Origin of the sequence: Mycoplana azooxidifex (assembly GCF_014196765.1) — a bacterium.
GTDB classification, from domain to species: Bacteria; Pseudomonadota; Alphaproteobacteria; order Rhizobiales; family Rhizobiaceae; genus Mycoplana; species Mycoplana azooxidifex.
In genome coordinates this window covers 295,177-319,937 of the sequence record NZ_JACIEE010000002.1, presented here as the reverse complement: position 1 = coordinate 319,937, position 24,761 = coordinate 295,177, and the positions used below count along the sequence as shown (strand labels likewise).

26 protein-coding genes are annotated in these 24,761 nt (G+C 66.1%); 7 read left to right on the top strand and 19 right to left on the bottom strand.

The window, feature by feature from the left end:
- Positions 1-35 precede the first annotated feature (35 nt).
- Together GGQ64_RS04950 and GGQ64_RS04945 are read right to left on the bottom strand one after the other, a co-directional pair.
- On the bottom strand, positions 36-1,976 hold the full coding sequence (locus tag GGQ64_RS04950) for a DUF2207 domain-containing protein (protein WP_183799974.1): 1,941 nt from the start codon (positions 1,974-1,976) through the stop codon (positions 36-38).
- 12 nt (positions 1,977-1,988) lie between these two features.
- Positions 1,989-2,537: a LemA family protein gene (locus GGQ64_RS04945; protein ID WP_183799971.1), complete on the bottom strand. Its 549-nt coding sequence runs from the start codon at positions 2,535-2,537 to the stop codon at positions 1,989-1,991.
- Positions 2,538-2,838: 301 nt separating this feature from the next.
- On the opposite strand from GGQ64_RS04945, the gene GGQ64_RS04940 reads away from it, so the two are divergent.
- Positions 2,839-3,042, top strand: coding sequence for a hypothetical protein (locus GGQ64_RS04940; RefSeq protein ID WP_183799968.1), 204 nt, complete (start codon positions 2,839-2,841; stop codon positions 3,040-3,042).
- A 52-nt stretch (positions 3,043-3,094) separates the two neighbouring features.
- Here the strand turns inward: GGQ64_RS04940 and GGQ64_RS04935 are convergent, their stop codons facing one another.
- The 6 genes from GGQ64_RS04935 to GGQ64_RS04910 form a co-directional block, all read right to left on the bottom strand.
- A complete protein-coding gene (locus GGQ64_RS04935) occupies positions 3,095-4,030 on the bottom strand; it encodes a glycine--tRNA ligase subunit alpha (RefSeq protein WP_183800862.1) in 936 nt (311 codons plus the stop codon).
- 140 nt (positions 4,031-4,170) lie between these two features.
- Positions 4,171-5,238, bottom strand: coding sequence for a dTDP-glucose 4,6-dehydratase (locus GGQ64_RS04930; protein WP_183799965.1), 1,068 nt, complete (start codon positions 5,236-5,238; stop codon positions 4,171-4,173).
- Between the two features lie 182 nt (positions 5,239-5,420).
- A complete protein-coding gene (locus GGQ64_RS04925) occupies positions 5,421-5,612 on the bottom strand; it encodes a hypothetical protein (protein ID WP_183799961.1) in 192 nt (63 codons plus the stop codon).
- A gap of 19 nt (positions 5,613-5,631) precedes the next feature.
- On the bottom strand, positions 5,632-6,504 hold the full coding sequence (locus GGQ64_RS04920; protein ID WP_183799958.1) for a S49 family peptidase: 873 nt from the start codon (positions 6,502-6,504) through the stop codon (positions 5,632-5,634).
- 124 nt (positions 6,505-6,628) lie between these two features.
- Positions 6,629-7,441 (bottom strand): tRNA1(Val) (adenine(37)-N6)-methyltransferase, encoded by an 813-nt coding sequence (locus GGQ64_RS04915; protein ID WP_343059417.1) that lies wholly within the window; start codon positions 7,439-7,441, stop codon positions 6,629-6,631.
- Positions 7,442-7,525: 84 nt separating this feature from the next.
- A complete protein-coding gene (locus tag GGQ64_RS04910) occupies positions 7,526-7,747 on the bottom strand; it encodes a putative signal transducing protein (protein ID WP_183799956.1) in 222 nt (73 codons plus the stop codon).
- A 103-nt stretch (positions 7,748-7,850) separates the two neighbouring features.
- Here GGQ64_RS04910 and GGQ64_RS04905 point away from each other — a divergent pair, with 103 nt between their 5' ends.
- The 4 genes from GGQ64_RS04905 (at position 7,851) to moaB (ending at position 12,315) form a co-directional block, all read left to right on the top strand.
- On the top strand, positions 7,851-8,867 hold the full coding sequence (locus GGQ64_RS04905; RefSeq protein WP_183799953.1) for a polyprenyl synthetase family protein: 1,017 nt from the start codon (positions 7,851-7,853) through the stop codon (positions 8,865-8,867).
- A gap of 155 nt (positions 8,868-9,022) precedes the next feature.
- Positions 9,023-10,855 (top strand): tetratricopeptide repeat protein, encoded by a 1,833-nt coding sequence (locus tag GGQ64_RS04900; protein ID WP_183799950.1) that lies wholly within the window; start codon positions 9,023-9,025, stop codon positions 10,853-10,855.
- Positions 10,856-10,862: 7 nt separating this feature from the next.
- Entirely contained in the window at positions 10,863-11,786 is a 924-nt protein-coding gene (locus GGQ64_RS04895; RefSeq protein ID WP_183799947.1) for a 4-(cytidine 5'-diphospho)-2-C-methyl-D-erythritol kinase, read from the top strand.
- On the top strand, positions 11,773-12,315 hold the full coding sequence (moaB, locus tag GGQ64_RS04890; RefSeq protein WP_183799944.1) for a molybdenum cofactor biosynthesis protein B: 543 nt from the start codon (positions 11,773-11,775) through the stop codon (positions 12,313-12,315). The genes GGQ64_RS04895 and moaB overlap by 14 nt, the downstream gene beginning before the upstream one ends.
- A 33-nt stretch (positions 12,316-12,348) precedes the next feature.
- Here moaB and GGQ64_RS04885 read toward each other — a convergent pair whose 3' ends face one another.
- Both GGQ64_RS04885 and GGQ64_RS04880 read right to left on the bottom strand, forming a co-directional pair.
- Positions 12,349-12,750 carry a GFA family protein gene (locus GGQ64_RS04885; protein ID WP_183799941.1) on the bottom strand — a complete coding sequence of 134 codons (402 nt, stop codon included), beginning with the start codon at positions 12,748-12,750 and terminating at the stop codon, positions 12,349-12,351.
- A gap of 110 nt (positions 12,751-12,860) precedes the next feature.
- A complete protein-coding gene (locus GGQ64_RS04880; protein ID WP_183799938.1) occupies positions 12,861-13,382 on the bottom strand; it encodes a glycosyltransferase family protein in 522 nt (173 codons plus the stop codon).
- Between the two features lie 190 nt (positions 13,383-13,572).
- Here GGQ64_RS04880 and GGQ64_RS04875 point away from each other — a divergent pair, with 190 nt between their 5' ends.
- A complete protein-coding gene (locus GGQ64_RS04875) occupies positions 13,573-14,730 on the top strand; it encodes a PA0069 family radical SAM protein (RefSeq protein ID WP_183799934.1) in 1,158 nt (385 codons plus the stop codon).
- Between the two features lie 160 nt (positions 14,731-14,890).
- Positions 14,891-15,550 carry a ribonuclease HII gene (locus GGQ64_RS04870; protein ID WP_183799931.1) on the top strand — a complete coding sequence of 220 codons (660 nt, stop codon included), beginning with the start codon at positions 14,891-14,893 and terminating at the stop codon, positions 15,548-15,550.
- A gap of 317 nt (positions 15,551-15,867) precedes the next feature.
- Here GGQ64_RS04870 and GGQ64_RS04865 read toward each other — a convergent pair whose 3' ends face one another.
- The 9 genes from GGQ64_RS04865 to apbC all read right to left on the bottom strand — a co-directional run bounded on the left by GGQ64_RS04865 (position 15,868) and on the right by apbC (position 24,738).
- Complete coding sequence (locus GGQ64_RS04865) at positions 15,868-16,353, bottom strand: F0F1 ATP synthase subunit B (protein ID WP_183799928.1); 486 nt, start codon at positions 16,351-16,353, stop codon at positions 15,868-15,870.
- 12 nt (positions 16,354-16,365) lie between these two features.
- Positions 16,366-17,022, bottom strand: coding sequence for a F0F1 ATP synthase subunit B (locus GGQ64_RS04860; RefSeq protein ID WP_183799925.1), 657 nt, complete (start codon positions 17,020-17,022; stop codon positions 16,366-16,368).
- A gap of 79 nt (positions 17,023-17,101) precedes the next feature.
- On the bottom strand, positions 17,102-17,329 hold the full coding sequence (locus GGQ64_RS04855; protein ID WP_097135489.1) for a F0F1 ATP synthase subunit C: 228 nt from the start codon (positions 17,327-17,329) through the stop codon (positions 17,102-17,104).
- Between the two features lie 65 nt (positions 17,330-17,394).
- Positions 17,395-18,147, bottom strand: a complete 753-nt coding sequence (locus tag GGQ64_RS04850) for a F0F1 ATP synthase subunit A (RefSeq protein WP_183799922.1) — start codon at positions 18,145-18,147, stop codon at positions 17,395-17,397.
- 61 nt (positions 18,148-18,208) lie between these two features.
- On the bottom strand, positions 18,209-18,589 hold the full coding sequence (locus tag GGQ64_RS04845; protein ID WP_183799919.1) for an AtpZ/AtpI family protein: 381 nt from the start codon (positions 18,587-18,589) through the stop codon (positions 18,209-18,211).
- 273 nt (positions 18,590-18,862) lie between these two features.
- Positions 18,863-20,059, bottom strand: coding sequence for a cell wall hydrolase (locus tag GGQ64_RS04840; protein WP_183800856.1), 1,197 nt, complete (start codon positions 20,057-20,059; stop codon positions 18,863-18,865).
- A 313-nt stretch (positions 20,060-20,372) separates the two neighbouring features.
- Positions 20,373-22,274, bottom strand: a complete 1,902-nt coding sequence (locus tag GGQ64_RS04835) for a potassium transporter Kup (protein WP_183799916.1) — start codon at positions 22,272-22,274, stop codon at positions 20,373-20,375.
- 15 nt (positions 22,275-22,289) lie between these two features.
- The gene (locus GGQ64_RS04830; protein WP_343059416.1) at positions 22,290-23,273 is read right to left on the bottom strand and encodes a magnesium transporter CorA family protein; all 984 of its coding nucleotides are present in this window, start codon (positions 23,271-23,273) and stop codon (positions 22,290-22,292) included.
- A 262-nt stretch (positions 23,274-23,535) separates the two neighbouring features.
- Complete coding sequence (gene apbC, locus GGQ64_RS04825; RefSeq protein ID WP_183799912.1) at positions 23,536-24,738, bottom strand: iron-sulfur cluster carrier protein ApbC; 1,203 nt, start codon at positions 24,736-24,738, stop codon at positions 23,536-23,538.
- Positions 24,739-24,761: the final 23 nt, after the last annotated feature.

Below are 24,761 nucleotides of genomic sequence, written 5' to 3'. Positions count from 1 at the left end.
CGTCTTTTGCCTTCCCTCAAAGGGAAGGCAGGAAGCTACCATCCCCCTCCCCCTCCTCCTCCGCCTCCGCCGCCCGAAAAGCCGCCGCCGCCGGAGCTGCCGGAGAAGCCGGACGAGGAGCTCTTGGGCGGGGGTGGGAGGGAGGCGGTCAGGGTGTCGGCCATGGACCCGGCGAAGCCGCCCATGCGATCGCCGAAGCTGCCGGGGCCGATGCCGTGGCCGCTGTACCAGGCGGGGTGGTAGCTGGCGGCCGCAGCACCCGCGGCTGCGGTGGCGAGCCAGCGCTCGAAGGTCTGCGACCAGGGTTTCTCCACGCCGAGCGCCACCGCATAGGGCAGCAGCGTCTCGTAGTGGCGCGGCGACATCTCCGGCGCGCCGGCCATGTTCATCCGCTCCTTCTCGGCAAGCGTCAGGTACTGCCGCAGCCCCTCGATGCCGTCCATCATCTTCCGCCCGATCGGCGTCGGCGCGCCCATCAGGAAGAAGAACAGCAGGTTGAGCAGCAGGATGCCGCCGACACCCGCCAGGACCGGCAGGAGCCCGTCGCGGATCCCGCTTGCGACGGCACCGGCCAGTACCGCGCCGAACACGGTGAGGAAGACGAAGCCGAAGAAGGCGATCATCAGCACGGTCATGATGCGCTGGGACAGGCTGCGGGCGCCGCGCAGCGACTTGCCGAAGTTGATTGCAAAGACCGAGACGAAGAGGGCGGCCGCGGCCGGGATGACGACGAGCGCGATCCCCTCCTCGTCCAGCCGGCCGAAGACCAGCAGCGCTGCGAGGCAGACGGCCGACAGCGCGACGCCGCCGGCGACATAGCCCCAGTTGGCGCGGTAGTACTTGCCGCGGTGCTCGGCCTCCATGGCGCTGCGGAAGCGGTTGCCGATCGACTGCACTTCCTTGCCGTTCGCCTTGTCGATGGCAAACGGCTGCCCGGACGCGTCGACCGCCTTCAGCAGCGCGCTCTCGCCGGCCGGGAGCCTGGCGTCCAGCGGCTTGTCGGTGCGGGTGACGACGATCGCATTCTTCAGGTCGTCGAGGGTGACGAAGCCCTTCACGGCGAGGTTCAAAAGGGCTGCGGACAGCGCCGTCCAGCCCGCGCCGCCGAAGCCACGGTTGTCGATGTAGTTGAGCAGCGCCGGCGAGGCGCCGTCAGGCGCGTCCCAGCGGGGGACCATGACGCCACGCGGCGGATCGCGCCCTACCCTGTTCCAGGCGCGCAGATAATAGAGCGCCACCAGCACAAGACCGCCGATGCCGACGAGGGCGCCGGCATTGTCCTTGAGGAACCACAGCCGCTCCTGGGTGGCGCTGGGCGGATCGATGCTGCCGGCCGGCATCATGACGCCGATCGTCAGCCCCTGATGGGGAGCGAGCCTTCGCGTGGTGACGAACTCCGCCCGGTTGCCGGAGGCGCTGGCGCGGGCATTCCTGCCGGTGTCGCCATAGGCGCCGGTGAAGTAGGTCAGTTCCTGCGGCTCGACGCCGGCGGGCAGCGTCACCGCCGCCGACACCGCAACGATCGGAAAGGCCCATTCGGTGCCGGTGACGTTCCAGAAGAGCTCGTCGTGCGTCTCGAAATAGCGGATCTGGCGGGAGGTGCGATAGGTCAGTTCGTAGACATGCCGTCCCGGCCGCAGCATCACGTCGGCGGAGCCGAAATAGATGCGGATGCCGGGGCCCGCGCTCTCCGTGCGATAGGGTTCCTCGGCACCGTCGCGGCGCACGTCCAGGATCTCGAACTCCACCTTGCGCGTGCGGCCTCCCGCATCGACGAAGGTGAGCGGGAAATCGCGGTAGATGCCGCGGCGGATGCGGTCGCCCTCCGCATTGACGGTGATCGTCTCGGTGACGGTGATCTCTCCGTCCCTGGCCACGCCGATATCGGCATGGAAGGCGGAGATGACCTCCTCCGCCCGCCCCACGCCGACCATGGCCAGCAGGAAGAAAAGTGCGGCTGCGATGCGGGCGACCATCGGCCGGTCCTTCTAGAACTTCACCGTCGGCACGGCGCGGTCGGCGGGATTGTCGATCTCGAAATAGGGCGCCTTGGCAAAGGAGAAGACGCTGGCGAGCAGGCTGGACGGGAAGCTCTCGACCTTGACGTTGAGGTCGCGTGCGGCACCGTTGTAGTAGCGGCGCGACATCTGGAGCTCGTCCTCGACCTCCTGCAGCGAAGCCTGCAACTCGCTGAAATTCTGGCTTGCCTTCAGGTCGGGATAGGCTTCGGCGAGCGCGACCAGCTTGCCGAGCGCCTGGCCGAGCAGGCCCTCGGCGACGGCGCGTCCCTGGATGTCGCCGGCGGGCACGGCCTGCGCCCTGTTGCGCAGTTCGACCACCTGCTCGAAGGTCTCGCGCTCGTGCTTGGCATAGCCCTTCACAGTCTCGATGAGGTTCGGGATCAGGTCGGCGCGGCGCTTCAGCTGCACGTCGATGCCGGACCAGGCCTCCTCCTTGACCTGCCGCGCCTTCACCAGGCCGTTGTAGAGGATGATCGCGTAGAGCGCGACCACCGCTGCGATTGCCAGACCGATCATCCTGTCCTCCATACGGGTGAGCCAAACGCGGCGACATTAGCATTCGCGCGGGCGGAGGAAAGCCCTTTCCGCCCTTCGTGCGGTGGTTGCCCGTGGAAAAGCCTTTTGGTCCGGCAAGTCCAGCGGCGGCGCCGGCCCGCGGGAACTTTCACGCTGTCCTTTCAACGAGATCGCGCCAGCGCTGCCCTGTTCCCCCGGGAACCGCGCGTTCGGGCGGCCGCGGCGATACTGGACCATCGATCAACCCCGGGGCTGCACCAAAAGCCGGAAAAGCCAGCGCCCCAAGCCAGCGTCCGCCACCATGAAGAAGCTCGCCCTCACCCTCGACGCCCTCGGCTTTGCCGCCCTCTTCCTCGCCTACATGGTCGCCGCCGTGCCCGAGCGCCCGATCGGCGTACGCCGCGCGCTGCAGATTTATGCCGGCCACGTATCGAGCAGTACGGATCCGGCGCCGGACGGCCTCGCACTTTCGGTCACGGGCTTCTTCGAGGAGATATCGGCATGATGATCGCAGCGACGCATCGCAGCCCGGCAAGCGAAGCACGGGCCACCATCTATCACGCCGCCTTCTCGACCCAGTTCACGCCGCCGGCGTCGGTGAGCAGGAAGGCTTCGCCGCAGGCTTTTGCGAGCGTGCGGACGCGCAGGATGTAGCTCTGGCGCTCGGTGACGGAGATCACACCGCGGGCGTCGAGCAGGTTGAAGACGTGGGATGCCTTGATGCACTGGTCGTAGGCGGGAAAGACGCATTTGTGCAGGCGCCGATTGTCCGCATCTCCCGGTGCGCCGGCTGAAAGAAGTGCCAGGCATTCCTTCTCGGCATCGACGAAATGGCGATGCAGCATCCCGGTGTCGGCGAATTCGAAGTTGTGGCGGGAATATTCCTGCTCCGCCTGCAGGAAGACGTCGCCGTAGGTGATCTTGTCCTCACCCTCGCGGCCGTTGAAGTTCAGGTCGTAGACGTTGTCGACGCCCTGCACGTACATCGCCAAGCGCTCCAGACCGTAGGTCAGCTCGCCGGAGACCGGCGCGCATTCGATGCCGCAGACCTGCTGGAAATAGGTGAACTGGGAGACTTCCATGCCGTCGCACCAGCATTCCCAACCAAGCCCCCAGGCGCCGAGCGTCGGGCTTTCCCAGTCGTCCTCGACGAAGCGCACGTCGTGCAGCAGGGGATCAAGCCCGATCGCTTCGAGCGAGCCGAGGTAGAGCTCCTGCAGGTTGGACGGGTTCGGCTTCAGGATGACCTGGTACTGGTAATAGTGCTGCAGGCGGTTGGGGTTTTCGCCGTAGCGGCCGTCGGAGGGGCGGCGCGAGGGCTGGACATAGGCTGCCTTCCACGGTTTCGGCCCGAGTGCGCGGAGCGTCGTCGCCGGATGGAAGGTGCCGGCGCCGACCTCCATGTCGTAGGGCTGCAGCACCGCGCAACCCTTGTCCGCCCAGTAGTTGTGAAGCGTCAGGATCAGCCCCTGGAAGGAGCGGGTCGGGTGCATGTGATCGGGTAGCGCGGCGGGGGCAAGAGGTTGGGTCATCGGTCCGGTCCGGATGGTCTTTCAGGTCGGGCGGACAGGTGCCACGGCGGGGCGGCAGGGTCAAGGGTGCCGCTTGGTCCTTTGGCCGCCCGTTGGCGTGATCAGTGCCGTTCGAGCGAGCGGAACAGGCCGGAGCCCGCCGGCTGTGTGGCCGCCGCAGCCCGGCCGGGTGCCAGGCCTGGAACGGTGCGGAAGACCGTGCGCGAAGCCGGCGACAGGCGGGCGCGATACCAGCCGGCGAGATGCTTCATCTCGCCCAAAAGCGTTGCCTCGGCGCGCCAGCCGAGCGCCTCGAGTGCAGCCGTCGATACCGCGGAACGGGTGACATTGGCCGGGCGGCCGCCGGTGAAGACGACGCCTGCCACCGGGTCCGGCACGGCATCGAGGACCATGCGGGCCACGTCGAGGATGGAATGGCTGCCGGGAGCAGCGACGTTGTAGACGCCGTTCTTTTCGCCGCGGCTGGCGACGGCGCGAAGGGCGGTGCAGAGATCGGACACGGCGAGGAAGGCGCGACGCTGGTTGCCGTTGCCATGCACCGACAGTGGCTTGCCGACAGCGGCGAGCTCGAGGAAGCGCGGCACCAGCTTCTCGGCGTTCTGGCGCGTGCCGATGACGTTGACGGGGCGCAGCACGCGGATGTCGAGATCATGCTGCGGCCGCAGCCCGGAAAGCAGCATCTCGGCTGCGGCCTTGGAGGCGGCGAGCGGATTGTCCGGCCGCATCGCCGCGGTCTCGGACGGCATGGGGCCTGCGGCGCCATAGACCTCGGCGGTGCTGACATGGATCATCAGCGGCACGCGGCGCCGCGCCATCGCCTCGACCAGCACCTGCGTGCCGATGGCGTTGGAGAGGCTGGCGCGCTCCGGGGCTACGAGCGCGCGCTCGACATGGCTTTCGCCGGCGGCGTGGACGACGAGTTCGGCACCCCGCAGGACATCGGAGACGAGATCGAGATTGCCGACATCGCCCTGGCGCAGGGTGACGCGGCCGGTGCGCATGGCGCCGTCGAGGTTTGCCATGTCGGCGGCATAGGTGAAGGCGTCCAGCACGCGGATCTCGGCGGCCGGGCAGGCCTGCAGCAGGTCGTCCACCACATGCGAGCCGATGAAACCGGCGCCGCCGGTGACGACGATGGTGCGGATGCCGGCGAGATCAAGCGAGGCCATGAAATCTTCCTTCCCGTGCAGTTCAATCAGGAATGGCAGATTTCGCGGGTTAGCCACGCCGGCGCAATGTCCACGCGGCCCCGGCCCGGCATTTATACGCTGTTAACCTTACCGACAGCGGTTTGTGCGCCGTTCCGGGACAGGGACGCGCGCCATAGTCCCATGGACCGGACAGATGGCGGCTATTCGTCGTCGCGGCGCAGGCGGTATTCGCCGGTCTTCGGATCCTTGATAAGGGTTCCGATCGCCTCGTTCTGGCGTTCCCTTTCGGCGGCGCGGCGCTTGCGGGTCAGCCGCTCGGCGTCGGTGACGAACTTGCGGTAGCCGTACCAGGCGACGGCGACGACCAGAAGCAGGAATATGATCTGAGCCAAGTGTCCCTCCCCCTTGCTTCTATCGGCCGAAGCGCGCCCAGAGCGCCTTTTCCTCGGCGAGCTCCGAGAGCGCCCCGATGCTGGCGGCCCCGGCACCCTCGCCGGCTAGCGCCAGCAGGCCGGAGCCGACACCCGGCACCTTGCGGCCGAACAGGCCACGCGCCGGCGAGACCAGACGCAGGCCGGCATTGGCGCCGTAACGGCGGCGGATCTCGCCGCGCATGTCGGCAAGGCCATCGATCAGGCCGAGCGCCAGCCCGCGCTGGCCGGTCCAGAACAGGCCGGAAAAGATGTCCGGATCGTCGGCGAGCCGCGAACCGCGCCGCGCCTTGACCATGTCGATGAAGACGGCGTGGATCTCGACCTGCAGCGATTTCAGGTAGTCGATGTCGGATTCCCGCTCCGGCTTGAACGGGTCGAGGATGACCTTGTTCTCGCCGGCGCTATAGACGCGCCGCTCGACGCCGATCTTCTTCAACAGCTCCGGAAACCCGAAGCCGCCGGAAACGACGCCGATGGAGCCGACGATGGAGGTCGGGTCGGCGAAGATCTCGTCGCCGGCAAGCGCGATCATGTAGCCGCCGGACGCCGCCACGTCCTCGACGAAGACGAGCACGCGCTTGTTCTTCTCCGCGGCGAGATCGCGGATGCGCTGGAAGATCAGCCGCGACTGCACCGGCGAGCCGCCGGGCGAATTGATGGAAATGGCGACGGCGGGGGCTGCCTTGTCTGAAAAGGCCTTCTCCAGGACGGGGGCGACGGCTGCGAGATTGAGCGCGGGGCGGAACTGGCTGCCGCCGGCCATGATGGCACCCTGCAACCGCACGACCGGAATTGTGACGCCCTCCTTGCGGAACCGCTTCGGCATCAACTTCCTCAAAAATCCGGCCATCTCGCTTATCATTCTCCCATTCTGCGTTATCGCCAGATGTATGCACGCGGCGGTAAAACGCAATGGCCGGGGCGCAAAATCGGCACGCCGCGAAGGGGCCGGTGATCGGCCGGTCAGGGGAGCGTCAGGATGCCGCAGGTGTCAGCGAGGGCTTCGCCCGCGTGCGCCCGAGCCGCGGATAGGCGGCGCGGCCGTTGTTGAGGTCGTCGACGAAGGCGGAGAAGCGGTGGCCGGCGCCCTCGTGCATGACCAGCGGCGCGCGTAGCACGAGCCGCGCCCGCGAGCCCTTGATGGCGGTGACGAGGATGCGCACGGCGCTCTCGCCCGGGCGCGGATGCAGCGCGGTGACCTCGATGCCGCCGAAGCGCTTGCCGCAGGCGCCGACGATCTCGGCGATCTGCTCGGGCCGGGCGATCAGGGAGAGCTGGCCGCCGGGCTTCATGATCGCGCCGGCGGTGCGGATCCACTGGCCGAAGAGCCCGTCTTCCATCGCGTGCGCCTCGGCCTTCAGCGCGTCCGGCGTGCGCCGGTCGCTCGCATCGTTGAAGGGCGGGTTCATGATGACGTGATCGTGCACCTCGTCCTGGAGCCCCGCTGCGAGCCGCGCCCGGCCGGTCAGGGTGACGTCGGCCTCGAGGATGGAGACGCGGCCGGCAAGGTATGAGTTCTCGGGCAGCGCCAGGCTTTTCCGCGCATAGTCCGCCATGGCGGGAGAGCGCTCGACCAGGAGCACGCGGGCGTCCTCGATGCGGGACGCCACCGCCAGCCCCGCCGCGCCGGCACCGGCGCCGAGGTCGGCGACGCTGATCAGGCCCTCAGCGGCGACTAGCGAGGCCAGCAGCATCGCATCCATGCCGGAGCGATGCCCTCCCCCTTTTGGCTGGACCAGGTGGAAACGGCCGCGATGAAAGGCGTCGACGGTGTCAGCGGCGGGCACGACGGGCCTCGCGTGTCGGGCGATGCCCGGCAGGGCAGAGGGGGGTGTGCCGCCGCACGTTCAAACCCTGCCGCCGTCCCTCACTCACGACCGCAACTCCGCGCCGAGCCCCGCGTCGGTCAGTATGCGCCGGGCCTCGTCCTCGCGGTCGGCCTCGACCAGGAGGCGCCGCGGCAGCATGCCGAGCGAGCCCTCGAGGATGCTCATGCCCTCGTCGGCGATGAAGCAATGGATGCCCGCATCCTTCATCAGGCTCTCGGCAAAGGAGAGCAGCACCGCGTCGTTGGTCCGGATGAGTTCGATCATTCCTTTTTCCGTCTTATTTTCGCCGGCTTGTCAATTCGCCTCTTGCTCCGGCAGGCCCCCCTTTCTATTGTCCCGCGACAGAATTGAACAGGAGTCCCCGCACGTGGGCGTCGTGATACCGCTGGACGAAGGCAAAAACAAACTGGCATCGGTAAAGCCCCTGGTGGACCTGACGAAAGCCGACATGGAGCGCGTCAACCAGCTGATCCTCTCCAAGGCAGGCTCCGACGTCCAGATGATTCCGGAGGTCGCGAACCACCTGATTTCCTCGGGCGGGAAGCGCCTGCGGCCGATGCTGACGCTCGCCTCTGCCGCCATGTTCGGCTACGAGGGCGACCACCACGTCAAGCTCGCGACCAGCGTCGAATTCATGCACACGGCGACGCTTCTGCACGACGACGTCGTCGACGAGAGCGACCTGCGCCGCGGCAAGTCCACCGCCCGGATGATCTGGGGCAACCAGGCGAGCGTGCTGGTCGGCGACTTCCTGCTCGGCCAGGCCTTCAAGATGATGGTCGAGGTCGGCTCGCTCGAGGCGCTCGACGTGCTTTCCTCGGCCGCCACCGTGATCGCCGAGGGCGAGGTGCTGCAGCTTTCGGTCGCCAAGAACATGGAGACGACGGAGGACGACTACCTCGAAGTCATCCGCGCCAAGACCGCGGCCCTGTTCGCAGCCGCCGCCGAAGTCGGTCCGATCGTGGCCAATACCAGCCGGGCGGAGCGCAATGCGCTGAAGTCTTACGGCATGAACCTGGGGCTGGCCTTCCAGCTCGTCGACGACGCGCTCGACTATGGCGGCAAGGCGGCCGATCTCGGCAAGAACGTCGGCGACGATTTCCGCGAGGGCAAGATCACCCTTCCCGTCATCCTCGCCTGGCGGCGCGGCACGGCCGAGGACCGCGCCTTCTGGCGCAAGGCGATCGAGGGCGGCGAGAGCGACGACCAAAACCTGGACCATGCGCTCGGGCTGATCACCCGCTACGGCGGCCTGTCCGACACGATCGCGCGCGCGCAGCACTACGGCACGATCGCCCGCGACGCGCTGGCGCCGTTGCCGGCAAGCCCGTGGAAGTCCGCGCTCCTGGAAGTGATCGACTTCTGTATCTCGCGCGTCAGCTGATTACGAATTGTTGCGCGTCGCGGGCGACGGATTTTCTTGCCGCACCGCGCCAAAAAAGCCATTCTCTGCGGTCATGAGTCCACGCTGATTTGGACAGGATCGTGACGAGCTTCCGGGCGGCGTGCCCGCCGTCCTCCCTAGTGAAAGGCATCTGCATGCGGCATTCCCTTTTCATCCGGCTTCTTTCGAGCGCCGCGATCCTTGCCGGCGTCGCGCTTGCCGGTCCGCCGGCCGCAAGAGCGGAAGAACCGGCCGTTGCCGCAGAGACTGAGATCTTCGATGCGAAGGCTGTCGACAGCTTCTCGGGCGCCTTCCTGGCTGCCCGGACGGCCGACGTCGACAAGGACTACAAGACGGCGATCGAGCTCTACCGGATCGCGCTGCAATTCGACCCGACCAACACCGAGGTCAAAGAGCGGCTGATGATCACGCTGCTGCTCGACGGCAACTTCGATGACGGCGTCAAGCTTGCCGATGCGCTGAAGGACGATCCGGCCGTCGAGCGCATCACCACGGTGGTGCGCGGGATGGACGCCATACGCAAGCGCGAGTACCGCACGGCCGAGAAGATCCTCGTCTACAGCGGCCCGAACGATCTCGACCGCATGATGAACGGCCTGCTGCTGTCCTGGGCGAAGTTCGGCGACGGCAAGGCGAAGCAGGCGCTTGCCGACATCAGCGGTCTCGACGGTCCCGACTGGTTTTCGATCTTCAAGAACTACAATGCCGGCGCCATCGCGGCTGCGGCCGGCGACAAGGACACGGCCCGCAAGCGGCTGAACGATGCGATCCTGGATCGCAACGGCGGAAGTGCTGCTCCCGACACCTTCATGCGCGCCGTGATGGCGCTGGCCCGGCTGGAAGCCCGCGAGGGCAACAGGCAGAAGGCGCTCGACGCCATCTCGGTGGGCGAGAACCTCGTTGCAAGCTATGCACCGCTGAAGGCGCTGCGCGACAGCATCGAGAAGGGCGAGAAGCAGGAACAGCAGGTGCGCACCGCAGCGCAAGGGGCCGCAGGCGTGCTGTTTTCCATCGGCGGCGCGCTGAACCGCGACGGTGCCGAGGATATCGTCTCGCTCTACCTGCAGATCTCGCGCGCGCTCGATCCCGACAGCGCCGATACGCTGGTCCTGCTCGGCGGGCTTGCGGAGAACCAGAAGAAGCCGGAACAGGCGATCGAGTTCTACCGGCAGGTGCCGGCCAACTCGCCGATGCGCCGCATTTCCGAACTGCAGCTCGGCCTGCAGCTTGCCGATCTCGGCAAGACCGACGAGGCCAAGACGCACCTCAAGGCGCTGATCGCCGAGGATCCGAAGGACATGCGCAGCTACCTCGCCTATGGCAGCGTGCTGTCGGATGCGAAAGAATACAAGGAGATGGGCGAGGTCTACGACCGCGCCGTCGACGAGATGGGCAATGTCCCCAACCGCTCGCAATGGTCGATCTACTTCCAGCGCGGCATCGCCTACGAGCGCCAGAAGAAATGGGACCTCGCCGAGCCGAACTTCCGCAAGGCGCTGGAGCTCAACCCGGAGCAGCCGCAGGTCCTGAACTATCTCGGCTATTCCTGGGTGGACATGAACACCAATCTCGAGGAAGGCCTCGACATGATCCGCCGCGCCGTCAGCGCCAAGCCTGACGACGGCTATATCGTCGACTCGCTCGGCTGGGCCTATTTCCGCATGGGCCAGTATGACGACGCGGTGACCGAGCTCGAGCGCGCCGCCGAACTGCGTGCGGGCGACCCCACGATCAACGACCACCTGGGCGACGCCTACTGGCGCGTGGGGCGCAAGCTGGAGGCGACCTTCCAGTGGAACCGGGCGCTGGGCCTGAAGCCGGAAGAGGCCGAGATCCCGAAGATCAAGGCGAAGATCGAAAAGGGCCTGCCGGAGGAGAGCAACACACCGCCGGCCGCAGCCCAGGCGATCGAGCAGAAGGAACCGGTCAAGGAACCCGCGCCGGGCGACCCCGACAAGAAGTCCTGATCGCTCCATGGTTCACGACGGTGGTGTGTCCGGTATCAGGCTGACGGAGCCGGCGCCGGCGAAGATCAACCTGGCGCTGCATGTCGTCGGCCAGCGCGCCGACGGCTATCACCTCCTGGACATGCTCGTGACCTTTGCCGCCTTCGGCGACCGGGTTTCGATCGCGCCCGCCGAGGCGGACAGTCTCACCCTGTCCGGCCGCTTTGCCGCCCAACTGGGCGATACGCCCGAGGGCGACAACCTGGTGCTCAAGGCGCGCGACCGGCTTCGGGAGGCCCTTATTGAAAGAGGCATCGCCGCTCCACCGGTTCACCTGCACCTGGAAAAGAACCTGCCGGTCGCGTCCGGCATCGGCGGCGGCTCGGCGGATGCGGCGGCGACCTTGCGCGGGCTCGTGCGCCACTGGAGCGCCGGGATCGACCGGGGCCTGCTCGACGGCATCGCGTTGGGCCTCGGGGCCGACGTGCCGATGTGCCTCGCCTCCCGGCCGCTTGTCGCCCGCGGGATCGGCGAGGAGATCGAACTGCGGGCCGACGTGCCCGCGCTTGCCATGGTGCTCGTCAATCCACTCGTCGGCGTCTCGACGCCGGAGATCTTCCGGCACCTGCCGGACAAGCACAATCCGCGCCTGAAGGTTCCCAAGGCGGGCACGGCCGGGCCCTGCTGGCTTGGCGCGCTGCAGACGATGCGCAATGATCTGGAGGCACCTGCTGCCGCCCTCTGCCCCGAGATCGAAACGGTCAAGCAGGCGCTTGCCGCAACCGGGCCTGTGTTCGTGCGCATGTCCGGCTCGGGCGCGACCTGCTTCGGGCTCTATCACAGCCTGGAGGCGGCCGAGCAGGCGGCGCGGGATCTGGGCGCTGCGCATCCCGGCTGGTTCGTCGTCGCCAGCGCAGCTTTCGAAGGAGAGGACGGCCATGGCGCGCCTTGACGAGACGAGACCGTTCATTCCGCTTTCAATCGCCGTGCTCACGGTCTCCGACACCCGCACGCTTTCGGACGACCGCTCCGGCGACACGCTGGTCGAGCGGCTGGAGAAGGCCGGGCACCGGCTGGGCGCCCGCGCCATCGTGACCGACGACAGGCAGGCGATCTTTGGCCAGGTCGAGGCGTGGACCAGGGACGCGGCGATCGACGTGGTGATCACCACCGGCGGGACCGGCTTTACCGGCCGCGACGTCACCCCGGAAGCGCTGGAGCCACTGTTCGAAAAGCGCATGGACGGGTTCTCCGAGGTGTTCCACCGGATCTCCTACGACAAGATCGGCACCTCGACGATCCAGTCGCGCGCCACGGGAGGCGTGGCGAACGCCACCTTCATCTTCGTCCTGCCCGGCTCGCCCGGCGCCTGCCGCGACGCTTGGGACGGAATCCTCGAAGCCCAACTCGACTACCGGCACATGCCCTGCAACTTCGTCGAGATCATGCCGCGGCTCGACGAGCACCTGAAGCGTAAATAGGCGAAAGCGACTGCCGCCGGCGCGGTTTCCGCTTCAGAACCACAGGTCGCGGACGCAGCGGCCATCCCGCGGCAGATCGTCGAAGCTGTCCAGCCCGTCGAAGTGGTCGATCGGCAGATGCGCAACCGCCTCGGGCGGCGCAAGGCGGACGTTAACCGCCATGCGCCGGCGCCCGTCCGGATCGAGGCTCAGCCCCCGCCAGCACAGGACGCAGGCACAGGTCGGGCAGAAGCGGATTTCAAGCGAGGGCTTCTCCTTGCCAACGCGGCTGAATGCCTTGGTGGTTCCGTGAAGATCGATGCGCTTGCCTTCGTAGTCATAGGCCCACAGGGCGCCGTAGCGGCGGCACAGGGTGCAGTTGCACGCCGTGACCGGTCCCGGATCGCCCGCCATCGTCCAGTGTGCTGCCTCGCAGTGACAAGTGCCAATCAGCATCTGCACCTCCCGCGTTTCGACGCGACGCCACAACCTGCCGATATTGTCCGTTTTCTTTTCGTGTGATCAAGACCCGGCATGCTCGGCCGGGACAAACGGCCCCTCGGAGCCTAGTCGCGCATGGCACGGACGGCCCAGGCCGGGACGATCTCGGCAACGAGCTTGCGGGCCGCCAGGCCGACGGCAAGTTCGTCCAGCTTCATGCCCTTGCGCACGATCGCGCAGGCCTGGCGCTTGGATACGAGCAGGCCGCATTCGAGCGGCGGCCGCCGTCCTACGAGCCTGCGCATCAACGGCCGGCGATGGTTGCGCGAACCGGCAAAGCGCGCCGGTCCCTTGTTCAGCGACACATGCTCGGAGACCGCATCGACCCAGCCGTAGAGCGGCCGCGCGCCGGGCTCCAGAAGCAGCAGCCAGTCGCCGCGGGCGGAGCGCACGATCTCGTCCACGCTCCACTCGGTCATGAAGCGGCAGCCGGCCGCGTCGGCGATCTCGGGCGAGCCGTCGTGCGAGCCGTGATCGAGCACGATCACGTCGCGCACGATGCCTTCCACGGCGCCCGCCACCAGCGCGGACAAGGTCTGCGCCAGCTCGGGTTCATTGTCTCGGCTTTCCATGATCACCGTCAGCATCGCTGACCATTATCGCATCGCAACACACAGCGCCACTGGCTACAAACGCCTGGATTGCACTTAGTGGTAGCAAATTGGTCATCTGCGCACCCTCACCCTGCCGCCAGGCTTTTTGTTCTTGTATTGTTCTCTTTCCGCTGATAGGAATAAAGTCATCGGAGGGACACGATTCCCCCCACGGAGAAACCCGATGACAGACCTGTCCAGTCTCAGGCAGGGCGCGCTCGCGCCCGCCAATACGACCGACATTGCCGATGCGCTGGTGGCGCAGAGCGGCCTAAGGATCGACATCGACCGCCGCCGCGGGCGCGGAGCCGGGATGAACTTTTCGGGCCGCTTCGAGCAGCAGGTGCGCGAGCGCTTCGACGACGGCTGGCAGACGCTCGAGGACCTGCCGCCCTTCAAGACCGAGGTGCAGGTCGAAAAGCCGCGCAGCATCATCACCCGCAACGAGTCTCCGGACATTCCCTTCGACCGTTCGATCAACCCCTATCGCGGCTGCGAGCATGGCTGCATCTACTGCTTCGCGCGGCCGACGCATGCCTTCATGGGGCTTTCGGCGGGGCTCGACTTCGAGGCCAGGCTGTTTGCCAAGCCGGACGCGCCGAAACTTCTGGAGCGCGAGCTTTCGAAGCCGGGCTACAGGCCGCGCGTGATAGCGATCGGCACGAATACGGACCCCTACCAGCCGATCGAGAAGGAATGGCGGATCATGCGCCAGATCCTGGAGGTGCTGGAGACGGCCAACCATCCCGTCTCTATCGTGACCAAGTCGGCGCTGATCATGCGCGACATCGACATCCTGTCGCGCATGGCCGCCAAGGGGCTGGCCTGGGTCGGGCTGTCGGTGACGACGCTCGACCGCAAGCTGGCCCGCAGCATGGAGCCGAGGGCGGCGACCCCGCCGCGGCGGTTGGAGGCGATGCGTGCGCTCTCAGAGGCCGGCGTTCCGGTCAGCGTGATGGTGGCGCCGATCATTCCGGGGCTGAACGACCACGAGATCGAGCGGATCCTCGATTCCGGCAAGGCCGCCGGGGCGCAGGAGGCAAGCTACGTGCTGCTGCGCCTGCCGCTGGAGGTCAGCCCGCTGTTCCGCGACTGGCTGCTGCGCGAGTACCCGGACCGCTATCGCCACGTCATGTCGCTGGTGCGCTCCATGCGCGGCGGCAAGGATTACGACGCGGAATTCGGCAAGCGGATGAAGGGCGCCGGTCCCTATGCCTGGCAGATCGCGCGCCGCTTCGAACTGGCGACGAAACGACTGAAGCTGGGGCGGACGCGGCGGAGCCTGTCGGCGGACCTGTTCGTGCCGCCGTCGGGCAGCGGGGTGCAACTGTCGCTGCTGTAGATCGTCCCGGCGGCAGGCACTGCGTTTCTTGACGAACCTCGGGGCGCGCTATTGCCCCTTCCATTCGACATTGCCCTGTCCCCTCGCAATGTCGACGTTCCCGGGTGCCGCCTCGCCCGGGGACTTGCGGGGAATCGGTCGGTCGTGCGAGGGTCGCCGCATGCCACGCCGCACGACCACCGATTCCCCCCTTCTCTTCGACCTTCCCGTCGGGCCCGATTTCTCGATGGAGCTTTCGGCACGCCGGGCCGGGCAATGGCCGGTGGCCGGCGCGGACGAGGCCGGTCGCGGGCCGCTGGCCGGGCCTGTGGTCGCGGCTGCTGTCGTGCTCGATCCGGAACGGATTCCCGACGGCCTGAACGATTCCAAGCAACTGACCGCGGCCAAGCGCGAAGCCCTGTTCGTGCAGATCCTTGCGACCTCGGTCGTCTCCGTCGCCTCCAGCAGCGCACGCCGGATCGACCGCACCGACATCCGCAAGGCCAGCCTCGATGCCATGCGCCGGGCGGTCTGCGGCCTGACCCTTCGCCCCGGACTGGTGCTGACCGACGGACTCGACGTTCCGCCGGGGCTCGCCTGCGCCGGGCGCGCGGTGGTGAAGGGCGATGCGCGGGTGCTCTCGATCGCCGCCGCCTCCATCGTCGCCAAGGTCGTCCGCGACCGGATGATGGCCTGCGCCGACAACAGCTATCCGGGCTACGGCTTCGGCACCCATGCCGGCTACGGCACCGAGCGCCACCGCGACGCGATCGGTACGCTCGGCCCCTGCACCCTGCACCGCATGAGCTTCCGCCCGTTCCGCCAGGATGCGCTGGACTGAGGCAGACGTGCTTCCGCGTGAAGAGGCGCATCCCGACCCGCTACAATCGCTATTTGCACCTTGGAGCCCTGGTGACCGTGCGTGCCGTGGCTGCAATCCCGCGTGACGACGCCCGCGACATGCTTGCTGCATGATTTTCCGTTGGATCCATCAGGCTGGCTCGGTCGCCGGCGCCCGGCTCAGGAACGCGGCATCCGGCCGCAGCGTTGGCACATGACGGTGACTTTTGCCCTGCCGGACATGTTGTCGCCGACACCCCGCAACGAAAAAGGGCCGGATCGCTCCGGCCCTTTTCAATAAAACGCTTCGGTCGAACCTCAGTTCAGCCGTGACTTGACTTCCGAGACGGCCTTGTCGAACAGCGATTTGCCGATCTGCACGTCCTTCTTTGCCGCCAGCACGGTCTCGGCCGCGCCGATGGCGAGATCGACGGCAGCGGAGCGGACGGCGTTGATGGCGTCGGCTTCGGCCTGCTTGATCTTCTGTTCCGACAGCGCCGTGCGCCGTGCCACGTATTCTTCCGTCTTCTGCTTGGCCTCGGCGGCCAGCGCCTCGGCCTCGCGCTGGGCGACCGCGACGATCGCGGCAGCCTCGGCCTCGGCTTCCTTGCGCTTGCGTTGGTATTCGGCCAGCAGGCTCTGGGCCTCCTCGCGCAGCCGCTTGGCTTCGGCGAGGTCGTTGGAGATCTTCTCTGCCCGCTGGTCCAGCGCGCCGCCCATCATGGCCGGAACCTTGAGATAGGCGATCAGGGCCAGGAACAGGACGAGGCCGACGAAGGCGTAGAAAGTTGCATCAAATGCCATGGTCGTCGCTCCTTACTTCGCCGCGGCCTTCACCGCAGCCGAAATCTCGGCCTTGGTGGTCTTGCCGCCGATCAGTTGTTCGACGACGGCGGCTGCGGTTTCCTCGGCGATCGCGCCGACGTCGGCGAGTGCCTTGTCCTTGATCCCGGCGATGCGGGTCTCGGCGGCGGCGATCTTGCCGTTGAGGCTTTCCTCGTTCTTCAGGCGCTCCGCGTCGGCCTTGGCCTTGGCGGCTTCGCGTGCCTCGGTGGCGATGACGTTGCCCTTGGCGCGGGCGTCCGCCAGTTCCTTTTCATAGGTCGAGATCGCATTGTCGGCCTCGGCCTTCAGGCGCGATGCCTCGTCGAGATCCTGCGCGATGCGGTCATGGCGCGTCTCGAGGATCGAGCCGATGCGCGGCACGATGATCCTGGACATGACCAGGTAGAAGATACCGAAGGTAATCGCCAGCCACAGGAGCTGGGAAGGGAAGGTCGAGGCGTCGAAGGGCGGGAAGACGCCGCTTCCATGCTCTTCGCCATGCGCGACCCCCGTTTCGGTGTGCAGTTCGCCAGCCGGAACGGCGCCGTGCGCATCACCTGCCGGAGCGGCATCGTGCGTCTCCGTCGGGGTCTCGGCCTGAGCGATCTTGAATGGGATGGACTCGGCCTTGGCCGCGGTCGCAGACATGCTCACCTCCAGGTGCACTCAAATATCAAGCGGACCACGGCTCCTGAGAAGAGAGCCGTGGTCCGGTCTTCGAGCCGTATCAGACGGCGAAGAGCAGCAGCAGAGCGATGAGCAGCGAGAAGATGCCCAGAGCTTCCGTAACGGCGAAGCCGAATACGAGGCGGCCGAACTGACCGTCAGCAGCAGACGGGTTGCGCAGTGCGCCGGCGAGGTAGTTGCCGAAGATGTTGCCGAGGCCGAGGGCCGTGCCGGCCATGCCAAAGCATGCGAGACCTGCGCCGATGTACTTTGCTGCTTCCGCTTCCATGATGAACTCCTTCGAATGGGTTGTTGCGGCTTGGACTGGTGCGGAACGCACCAACGACTTTATCCTTAGTGGCTGCCCGGGTGGATCGCGTCATTGAGGTACATGCACGTCAGTACCGCAAAGACATAGGCCTGCAGGAATGCCACGAGGAACTCGAGACCGGTCAAGGCGACCGTCATGATGAGGGGCAGGATCGCGCCGCCGATGCCCAGCGCGCCGAGGGTTCCGAGCGAGGCGACGAAGCCTGCGAACACCTTGAGCGTGATGTGCCCCGCCAGCATGTTGGCGAAGAGACGGACGGAGAGGCTGATCGGACGCGACAGGAACGAGATGATCTCGATCGCGACGACGAGCGGAAGAAGGGCGCCTGGAACGCCGTGCGGCACGAACAGCTTGAGGAAGCCGAAGCCGTGTTTGTAGAAACCGTAGAGGACGACCGTGCCGATGACGAACAGCGCCAGCGCAAAGGTGACGATGATCTGGCTGGTGACCGTGAAGAAATACGGCATCATGCCGAGCAGGTTCGCCGTCAGGATGAACATGAACAGCGAGAAGACCATCGGGAAGAACTTCATGCCGCTGCTGCCGGCGCCTTCGCGCAGCATCGAGGCAATGAATTCGTAGGACATTTCGGAGACCGACTGCAGGCGGCTTGGAATGATGCCGCGCTGCGAGGTGGTCAGGTAGAGGAAGCCCGAGGCGACCGCGGCGGATGCGACCATGAACAGGGAAGCGTTGGTGAACGAGAAATCGATTCCGCCAATCTCGATCGGAACAATCTTGTTGACCAGAAACTGATGGGTCGGATCGTTTGCCACCGCTTTTTTCTCTCTCGTTTGCCGCCCACCGGACGGGGTATTCGTCACAATTAGACAGCGCTCAGGCGCCGTCCTTGTTCGTATTCGTCTTGCCGGCAGCATCCCTGCCGGCCATCCGGTCGACGGGATGGGGAGATGCCACCATGCCAGCCGACCGCATCACATTCAGCACGCCGGCGCAGAAGCCGAGCAACAGAAGCACGATCATCCCCCAGGGAGCCGTACCGGCAAACCGGTCCACAAGATAGCCCAGAAGCGCGCCGACGATGATCGCGGCCACGAATTCGCTGGAGAGCTTCATGGCGGCCGCATAGCCCTTTCGGCTTTCGGCTGCCTTCTCTTCGGCGACATCGTCTGCGTTGTCCTCAGTGCGCCTCTTTGCGAGTTCGGCGTCGAGACGCTGCAGACGTTCTTCCAGACTTTCCTTGCGGCTGCCCTTCATGGCGCTTTCCTCCCGCTCCGCCCGGACGCATGCGCCCTATTGCGGTCATAATCACGGCTAGGTTTTAAGCCAGCTTCAGGCCCGATTGAAGTCGGGCGCAACATAGTTTTAGGGGCTTGCATAGTCAAGGCGGGGGAAAGCTTTGACCAGCGCGAAATTAACCTAACAATATCAAATATTTGACAGCTTCTCCACGATTCCCGGCAGATGACGGCCGGGGAATCACGCGCCGCGCTACGACTTGTCGCGGCCCCGGCCACAGGGCGGGTCGTCTCAGATCCAGCCGCCGCCGTAGGTCCGGTAGAAGATGTGCTTGCCGATCTTGGCGACGCGCTTCATCGTCGGCCCCCAGTTCGGCCTGACATAGGTGGCGTGGTAGTGGGTGGAGGAGCCGACTTCCGGCAGCCAGATCTTGCCGGCGGTCACCGCCATGGCGATCTCCTTGGCGGTCTTCCAGTGCCAGGGCGCCAGCACGAGATCGGGGATGCGGTCGCAGGTGAAGGAGAACTGGCAACCGGTGCGCAGCTTTTCTCCCTGGTAGACGACGCCGCATATCGTGCCCGGATAGGCGGGGTTGCGCACGCGGTTGAGGATGACCTGGGCGACGGCCGCCTGGCCCTTGAGGCTTTCGCCCCTCGACTCGAAATAGATGCCGGTCGCCAGGCACTTCTGTTCCGCCGCTGAAAAGACCGTCGCCGGCAGCACCGTCGCCGCCCAGGCGTGATCCTCGGGGGCGATCTCGGGAATGAAGCGGCCCTGGTCGGCGTTCCTGCCGGCCAGGATCGAATCGAACGGCGAGACGCGCGCGTAGTCGGGCTCCGGCGGCGCATAGGCGGTCGCCAGGATGTCGGCCCGGTCGTTGTTGACGAGGCCGGCCAGCATCGCCGGCACGCCCGGATCGGCGGTCACAGGCTTCTTGCGGTAGAAGGCGGTGGCGATCTGGATCTCCTTGCCGCGGATCTTCGGCGAGACGAACTGCATGCGTTCGCTGACGTCGAAGTCGGGATCGATCATCAGCGACGCCTGCCGGTCGAGCACGGAGCCGGCGGAGAACGCCTTCGGCGGCGTCACGGGGGTGACGGCGACGATTCGCCCCTTCTTCCGGTCCCGGGTGACGCGGTCCTCGTCGGGGGTGCCGCCCTGCCCCTTGCGGGCGTTGAGGAGCGAGGCCTCACCGCCGCCCGGCAGCTCCAGCCCGGCGCCGCCGGCGAGCGCGCCCGTCGTGATCGGATCATTGAAGGCAATGTCGACCGCATGGATGGCGCCGGCCGGTGCGCGGGTCATGACCAGTTGCTGGTTGCCGCCCTTGCGGTTGACGCCGGAGACGAAGGTGGCCAGGTCGGCATGCCCGACATCGAAGGCGGAGACGGAAAACAGGGCGACCCCGAGAGCAAGCGGCGCGCGCCAGCCTTTGCGCGCCAGGACCGGCGCCAGGGCTCGCGACAGGGCCGGCGACAGAACCTCTCTCATCATTCCAACGCAACTCTTACGCAACGTTACACTCCGACAACGCGGCCGAGCGGGATCGTCGCCCCGAACGGCCGGGACGGCGCTGCACCTGCTGGCGAATATTTGCTGAAGCCCACCCCGGCGACGCGGAATGATTTCGGCCTGTTCGTTGACCGAGAATGAAGAATTAACCTTGATGGACGGTTAACGGAGCGCGTCCTCTTAAGCAGGAATGCATATGCCGGCACCGGCCGCGATCACGTCTTCGCGAGCGGAGCTGCCGGCAGCAGCCAAGCCCCCGGACGGCGGCCGGCTTCCGATGATGATTGCCGCTTCAGATGATGACCTGGGATCCGAGTTCCACGACGCGGTTGGTCGGCAGGCGGAAGTAGTCGGAGGGGTCGACGGCCGCGTTGGCCATGGCGATGTAGAGGCGGTCCTGCCAGTGCGGCATGCCGGAGTGGTGGTCCGGAACGAGCTTGCGCCGGCCGAGGTAGAACGAGGTCGTCATGATGTCGAACTTCACGCCCGACTTTCGAAACAGCCCCAGCGCCTGGGACACGTTCTGCGTCTCCATGAAGCCGAAGCGGACCTGGATGCGGGCGAAACGGTCGGAGATCCGCTCCATGCTGCAGCGCTCGGCCGGTGGCACCTTGGGCGTGTTCGTCGAGGTGATCGTCAGGATGTAGTTCTGCTCGTGCAGGACGCGGTTGTGCTTGATGTTGTGCAACAGGGCCGCCGGCGCCGAATCGGGATCGCTGGTCAGGAAGATCGCCGTGCCGGAGACCGAGACGGGGGCGTGGGCGCTCTTCTTCTCGATCGACTTCACGAAGGATTCCAGCGGCACCTCGATGTGCCGCGTCTTCTCGCGCAGCAGGGCTGTTCCGCGCACCCAGGTCCACATCATGATCATGCAGGTCGCCGCGATCAGGATGGGAACATAGCCGCCGTCGTGGATCTTCAAGAGGTTGGCGCCCAGGAACGTCAGTTCGAGAAGCAGCAGCGGCAGCAGCACCATCGTCGCCGTGATCGGCTTCCAGCGCCAGCGCATGCGCAGGAACTCGAAGGCGAGCACGGTGGTCACCACCATGGCGCCGGTGACCGAGATGCCGTAGGCGGTGGCGAGCCCTTCCGACGAGGCGAAGACGAAGACGAGCAGCATGACGCCGAAGAGCAGGATGGCGTTGACCGCCGGCAGGTAGATCTGGCCGGTCTGCGTCTCGGAGGTGTGGAAGATCTCCATGCGCGGCAGGAAGCCGAGGTGGATCGCCTGCCTCGTGATCGAGAAGGCACCGGTGATGACCGCCTGGCTGGCGATGATCGTGGCCGCGGTCGCGAGGATCACGGCGGGCAGCAGCGCCCACTGCGGAAACAGCAGGAAGAACGGATTGCCGATCGCCTCGGGATGCTTCAGCACGAGCGCGCCCTGCCCCAGGTAGTTCAGCGTCAGCGCCGGGAACACCAGACAGAACCAGGCCCACTGGATCGGCCTGCGGCCGAAATGGCCGAGATCGGCATAGAGCGCCTCGGCGCCGGTCACCGTCAGGAAGACCGCGCCGAGGACGACGAAACCGAGATAGCCGTCCTGATAGAGGAAATTGACCGCATAGAGGGGATTGAAGGCGAGCAGGATGCTGAGGTCGTCGCCCAGGTGGACGGCACCGGCCACCGCCATGACGAGGAACCAGAGTATGGTGATCGGGCCGAAGAACTTCGATACCGCCGCCGTTCCCCAGGACTGGACGGCGAACAGCACGACGAGGATGACGACGGATATCGGGACGACATACTCCTCGAAGGAGGGCGTGACGAGCTTCAATCCTTCCACGGCAGACAGAACCGACAGCGCCGGCGTGATCATCGCATCGCCGATGAAGAGGGCGGCACCCGCCAGCCCCATGAAGAACAGGATGGCCTTGTGGCCGTTGGCGGACTTCATCAGCAACGCCAGAAGCGACAGCGTGCCGCCCTCGCCCTGGTTGTCGGCCCGCAGCAGGAACAGCACGTATTTCAGGGTGACGATGATCGTCAGCGTCCAGATCACCAGCGAGATGAGGCCCACGACCTCGTCCCAGGTGACGCCGTCGGCGGAAATCGGACGCAAGGCTTCGCGAAAGGCGTAGAGCGGGCTCGTGCCGATATCGCCATAGACGACGCCGACGGACCCGATCGCCAGGACCAGGAGAGTGCGCGCGCGACTGTGTCCGGCTGCGGCAGGTGCTTCGGTATGGGGCATGGTGGTCAACAGGCCCTAGAGCCAGCCTTTCCAGCGGAAGAAGATAAACGGTATCACAGCCGAGGCGACCATCGCGCCGAGCGACAGCGGATAGGCGTAGGGGGAGTGAAGCTCGGGCATGAACTCGAAGTTCATGCCATAGATCGAGGCGATCAGCGTTGGCGGCAGCAGCGCCACGGATGCGATCGAGAAGATCTTGATGATCTGGTTCTGCTCCAGGTTGATCAGGCCGAGCGAGGCATCCAGAAGGAACGAGATGTTGCTCGAAATGAAGCTCGCATGCTCGGACAAGGACTGGATGTCGCGCGAGACGGTACGGCACAGTTCGCGGCTTTCGCGATCCGGCTGAAGGGCCGGAGCGGCGTAGAGGAACGTCATCAGCCGCGACATCGACATGAGGCTGTCGCGCGTCTTTGCCACCAGCCGGTGGAGCGCGGATACGGCGACCAGCCTGTCTTCCAGGTAGCGCGGCTGGCGCTTTGTCAGGTGCCGCCTGTCGCCGAACACTTCGAGCGACAGCTTGTCGGCTCTGGCGACGGACGCCTCGAGAACCTCCGCGGTCCGATCGACGACGGTTTCGAGCAGGCGCGCAAGCAGCATGGTGCCCGAGGGGCAGCCGCCGGTGATGCGCGGCATCGCCGCCTTGAACAGGTCGAAGGACCGGGGCTCGGCGTAGCGGATCGTCAGCAGGCAATGGTCCGCCAGGATGAAGGCGACGTCGGTCAGTTCCGGCTGGTCGCTGTCGGCCTTGTAGACGAGCGAGGCGGTCATGTAGACCGTGCCGTCCTGCATGTAGAGCCGGCTGGAAGGCTCGATGTCCTTCAACTCGTCCTTGGTCGGCACGTCGATGCCGAGATATTTCTCGACGTAAGCGTCTTCCTCGTGCGTCGGGCGCAGCAGGTCGATCCATACGACGCCGTTGGGGATGGAGGCCGAATCTGCCAACATTTCGGGGACAAGAAGCAAAGCTTCCCCGTTGGATCGATAGACGGTCAACACTTGCGAGTGGCTCCGGGGAAGACCAACGCACACCTTTGTCTTGTCAGGTTCGACGCACCCGCGCCCGCCCAAGACAGCTGAGCGGAAGCGCATATTGCGCGGTGCGGCATCAAAATCAAGCCCGGTCACTTTTCCGTCACCCGACGGCAAAAGCACGTCGCAATCTTTCAGATTCGCTCCCGTGCTTTAGACCTTTGATTTTGCGCATGTCGTCGTCACAAAACCGCTGCGCACTTTTGCGCGACATGCTTCAGGCGCAACCTCACTCGAAGACGATCGAAGGCGCTCCCCGGCCGCCGGCCGCCTGCTTCGCCTTCAGTTCGGCCCAGGCGCGCGTGGCGATCTCGCGATAGACCTTGGCTGCGGCCCCTTCCGGATTGGAGACAACGACGGGCGTTCCGGCGTCCGAGGTTTCGCGGATGTCGATCGTCAGCGGCACTTCGCCGAGGAACGGCACGCCGATCTTCTCGGCTTCCCTGCGCGCCCCGCCATGGCCGAAGATATCGTAGCGATTGCCGGTATCGGGCGCGATGAAATAGCTCATGTTCTCGACGATGCCGAGCACCGGCACCTCGACCTTGTTGAACATGTTCAACCCCTTGCGGGCGTCGATCAGGGCCAGATCCTGCGGCGTGGAGACGATGACGGCGCCGGCGAGCGGCACCTGCTGGGCCATCGTCAGCTGCGCATCGCCCGTTCCCGGCGGCATGTCGACGACGAGGACGTCGAGATCTCCCCAGGCGACCTCGCGCAGCATCTGCATCAGCGCCGACTGGATCATCGGGCCGCGCCAGATCATCGCCACCTCCTCGTCGACGAGGAAGCCCATGGACATGACCTTGACGCCGTAGTTCTCCATCGGCTTGATGATGCGGTTTTCGATCTGCTGGGGGCGTCCGGAAATCTTCAGGAGCCGGGGCATGGAGGGGCCGTAGATGTCGGCATCGAGAATGCCGACCCGCAAGCCGTTGGCCTTCAGCGCCAGCGCCAGGTTGACCGCGGTGGTCGACTTGCCGACGCCGCCCTTGCCGGAGGCGACCGCGATGATCGCCTCGACGCCCGGAACGCCGATCTTGGCGCGCGGCGCCTGCTGGCCGGGGGCGGGATGGGCGTGTCCGGCGTGGGCGTGACCGGCGTGGGCATGACCGCCGGACGGCTGTGCGGATTGCTGCGGCGGCTGCGGCCGCGACACCGGCGCGCCGCCCGTGCCCGCCTTCTTGTCGGCCGTCAGTGCCACCATGGCCGCCGTGACGCCGGGAATGTCCTTGACCACCCGCTCGGCCGCCGCGCGCATGGGATCAAGCTCCTTGGCGCGTTCGGCCGGCACGGTGATGGAGAAATAGACCTTGCTGTCGGAGATGAAGACATCCGACACCAGCCCGAGATCGACGATGTTGCCTTCCATGTCCGGGCCGCGAACCGTCCGCAGCTTCTCCAGTACCTGGTCCTTGGAAATGTCGCTCATGCCTGCCTCGCCAGAATGAATTG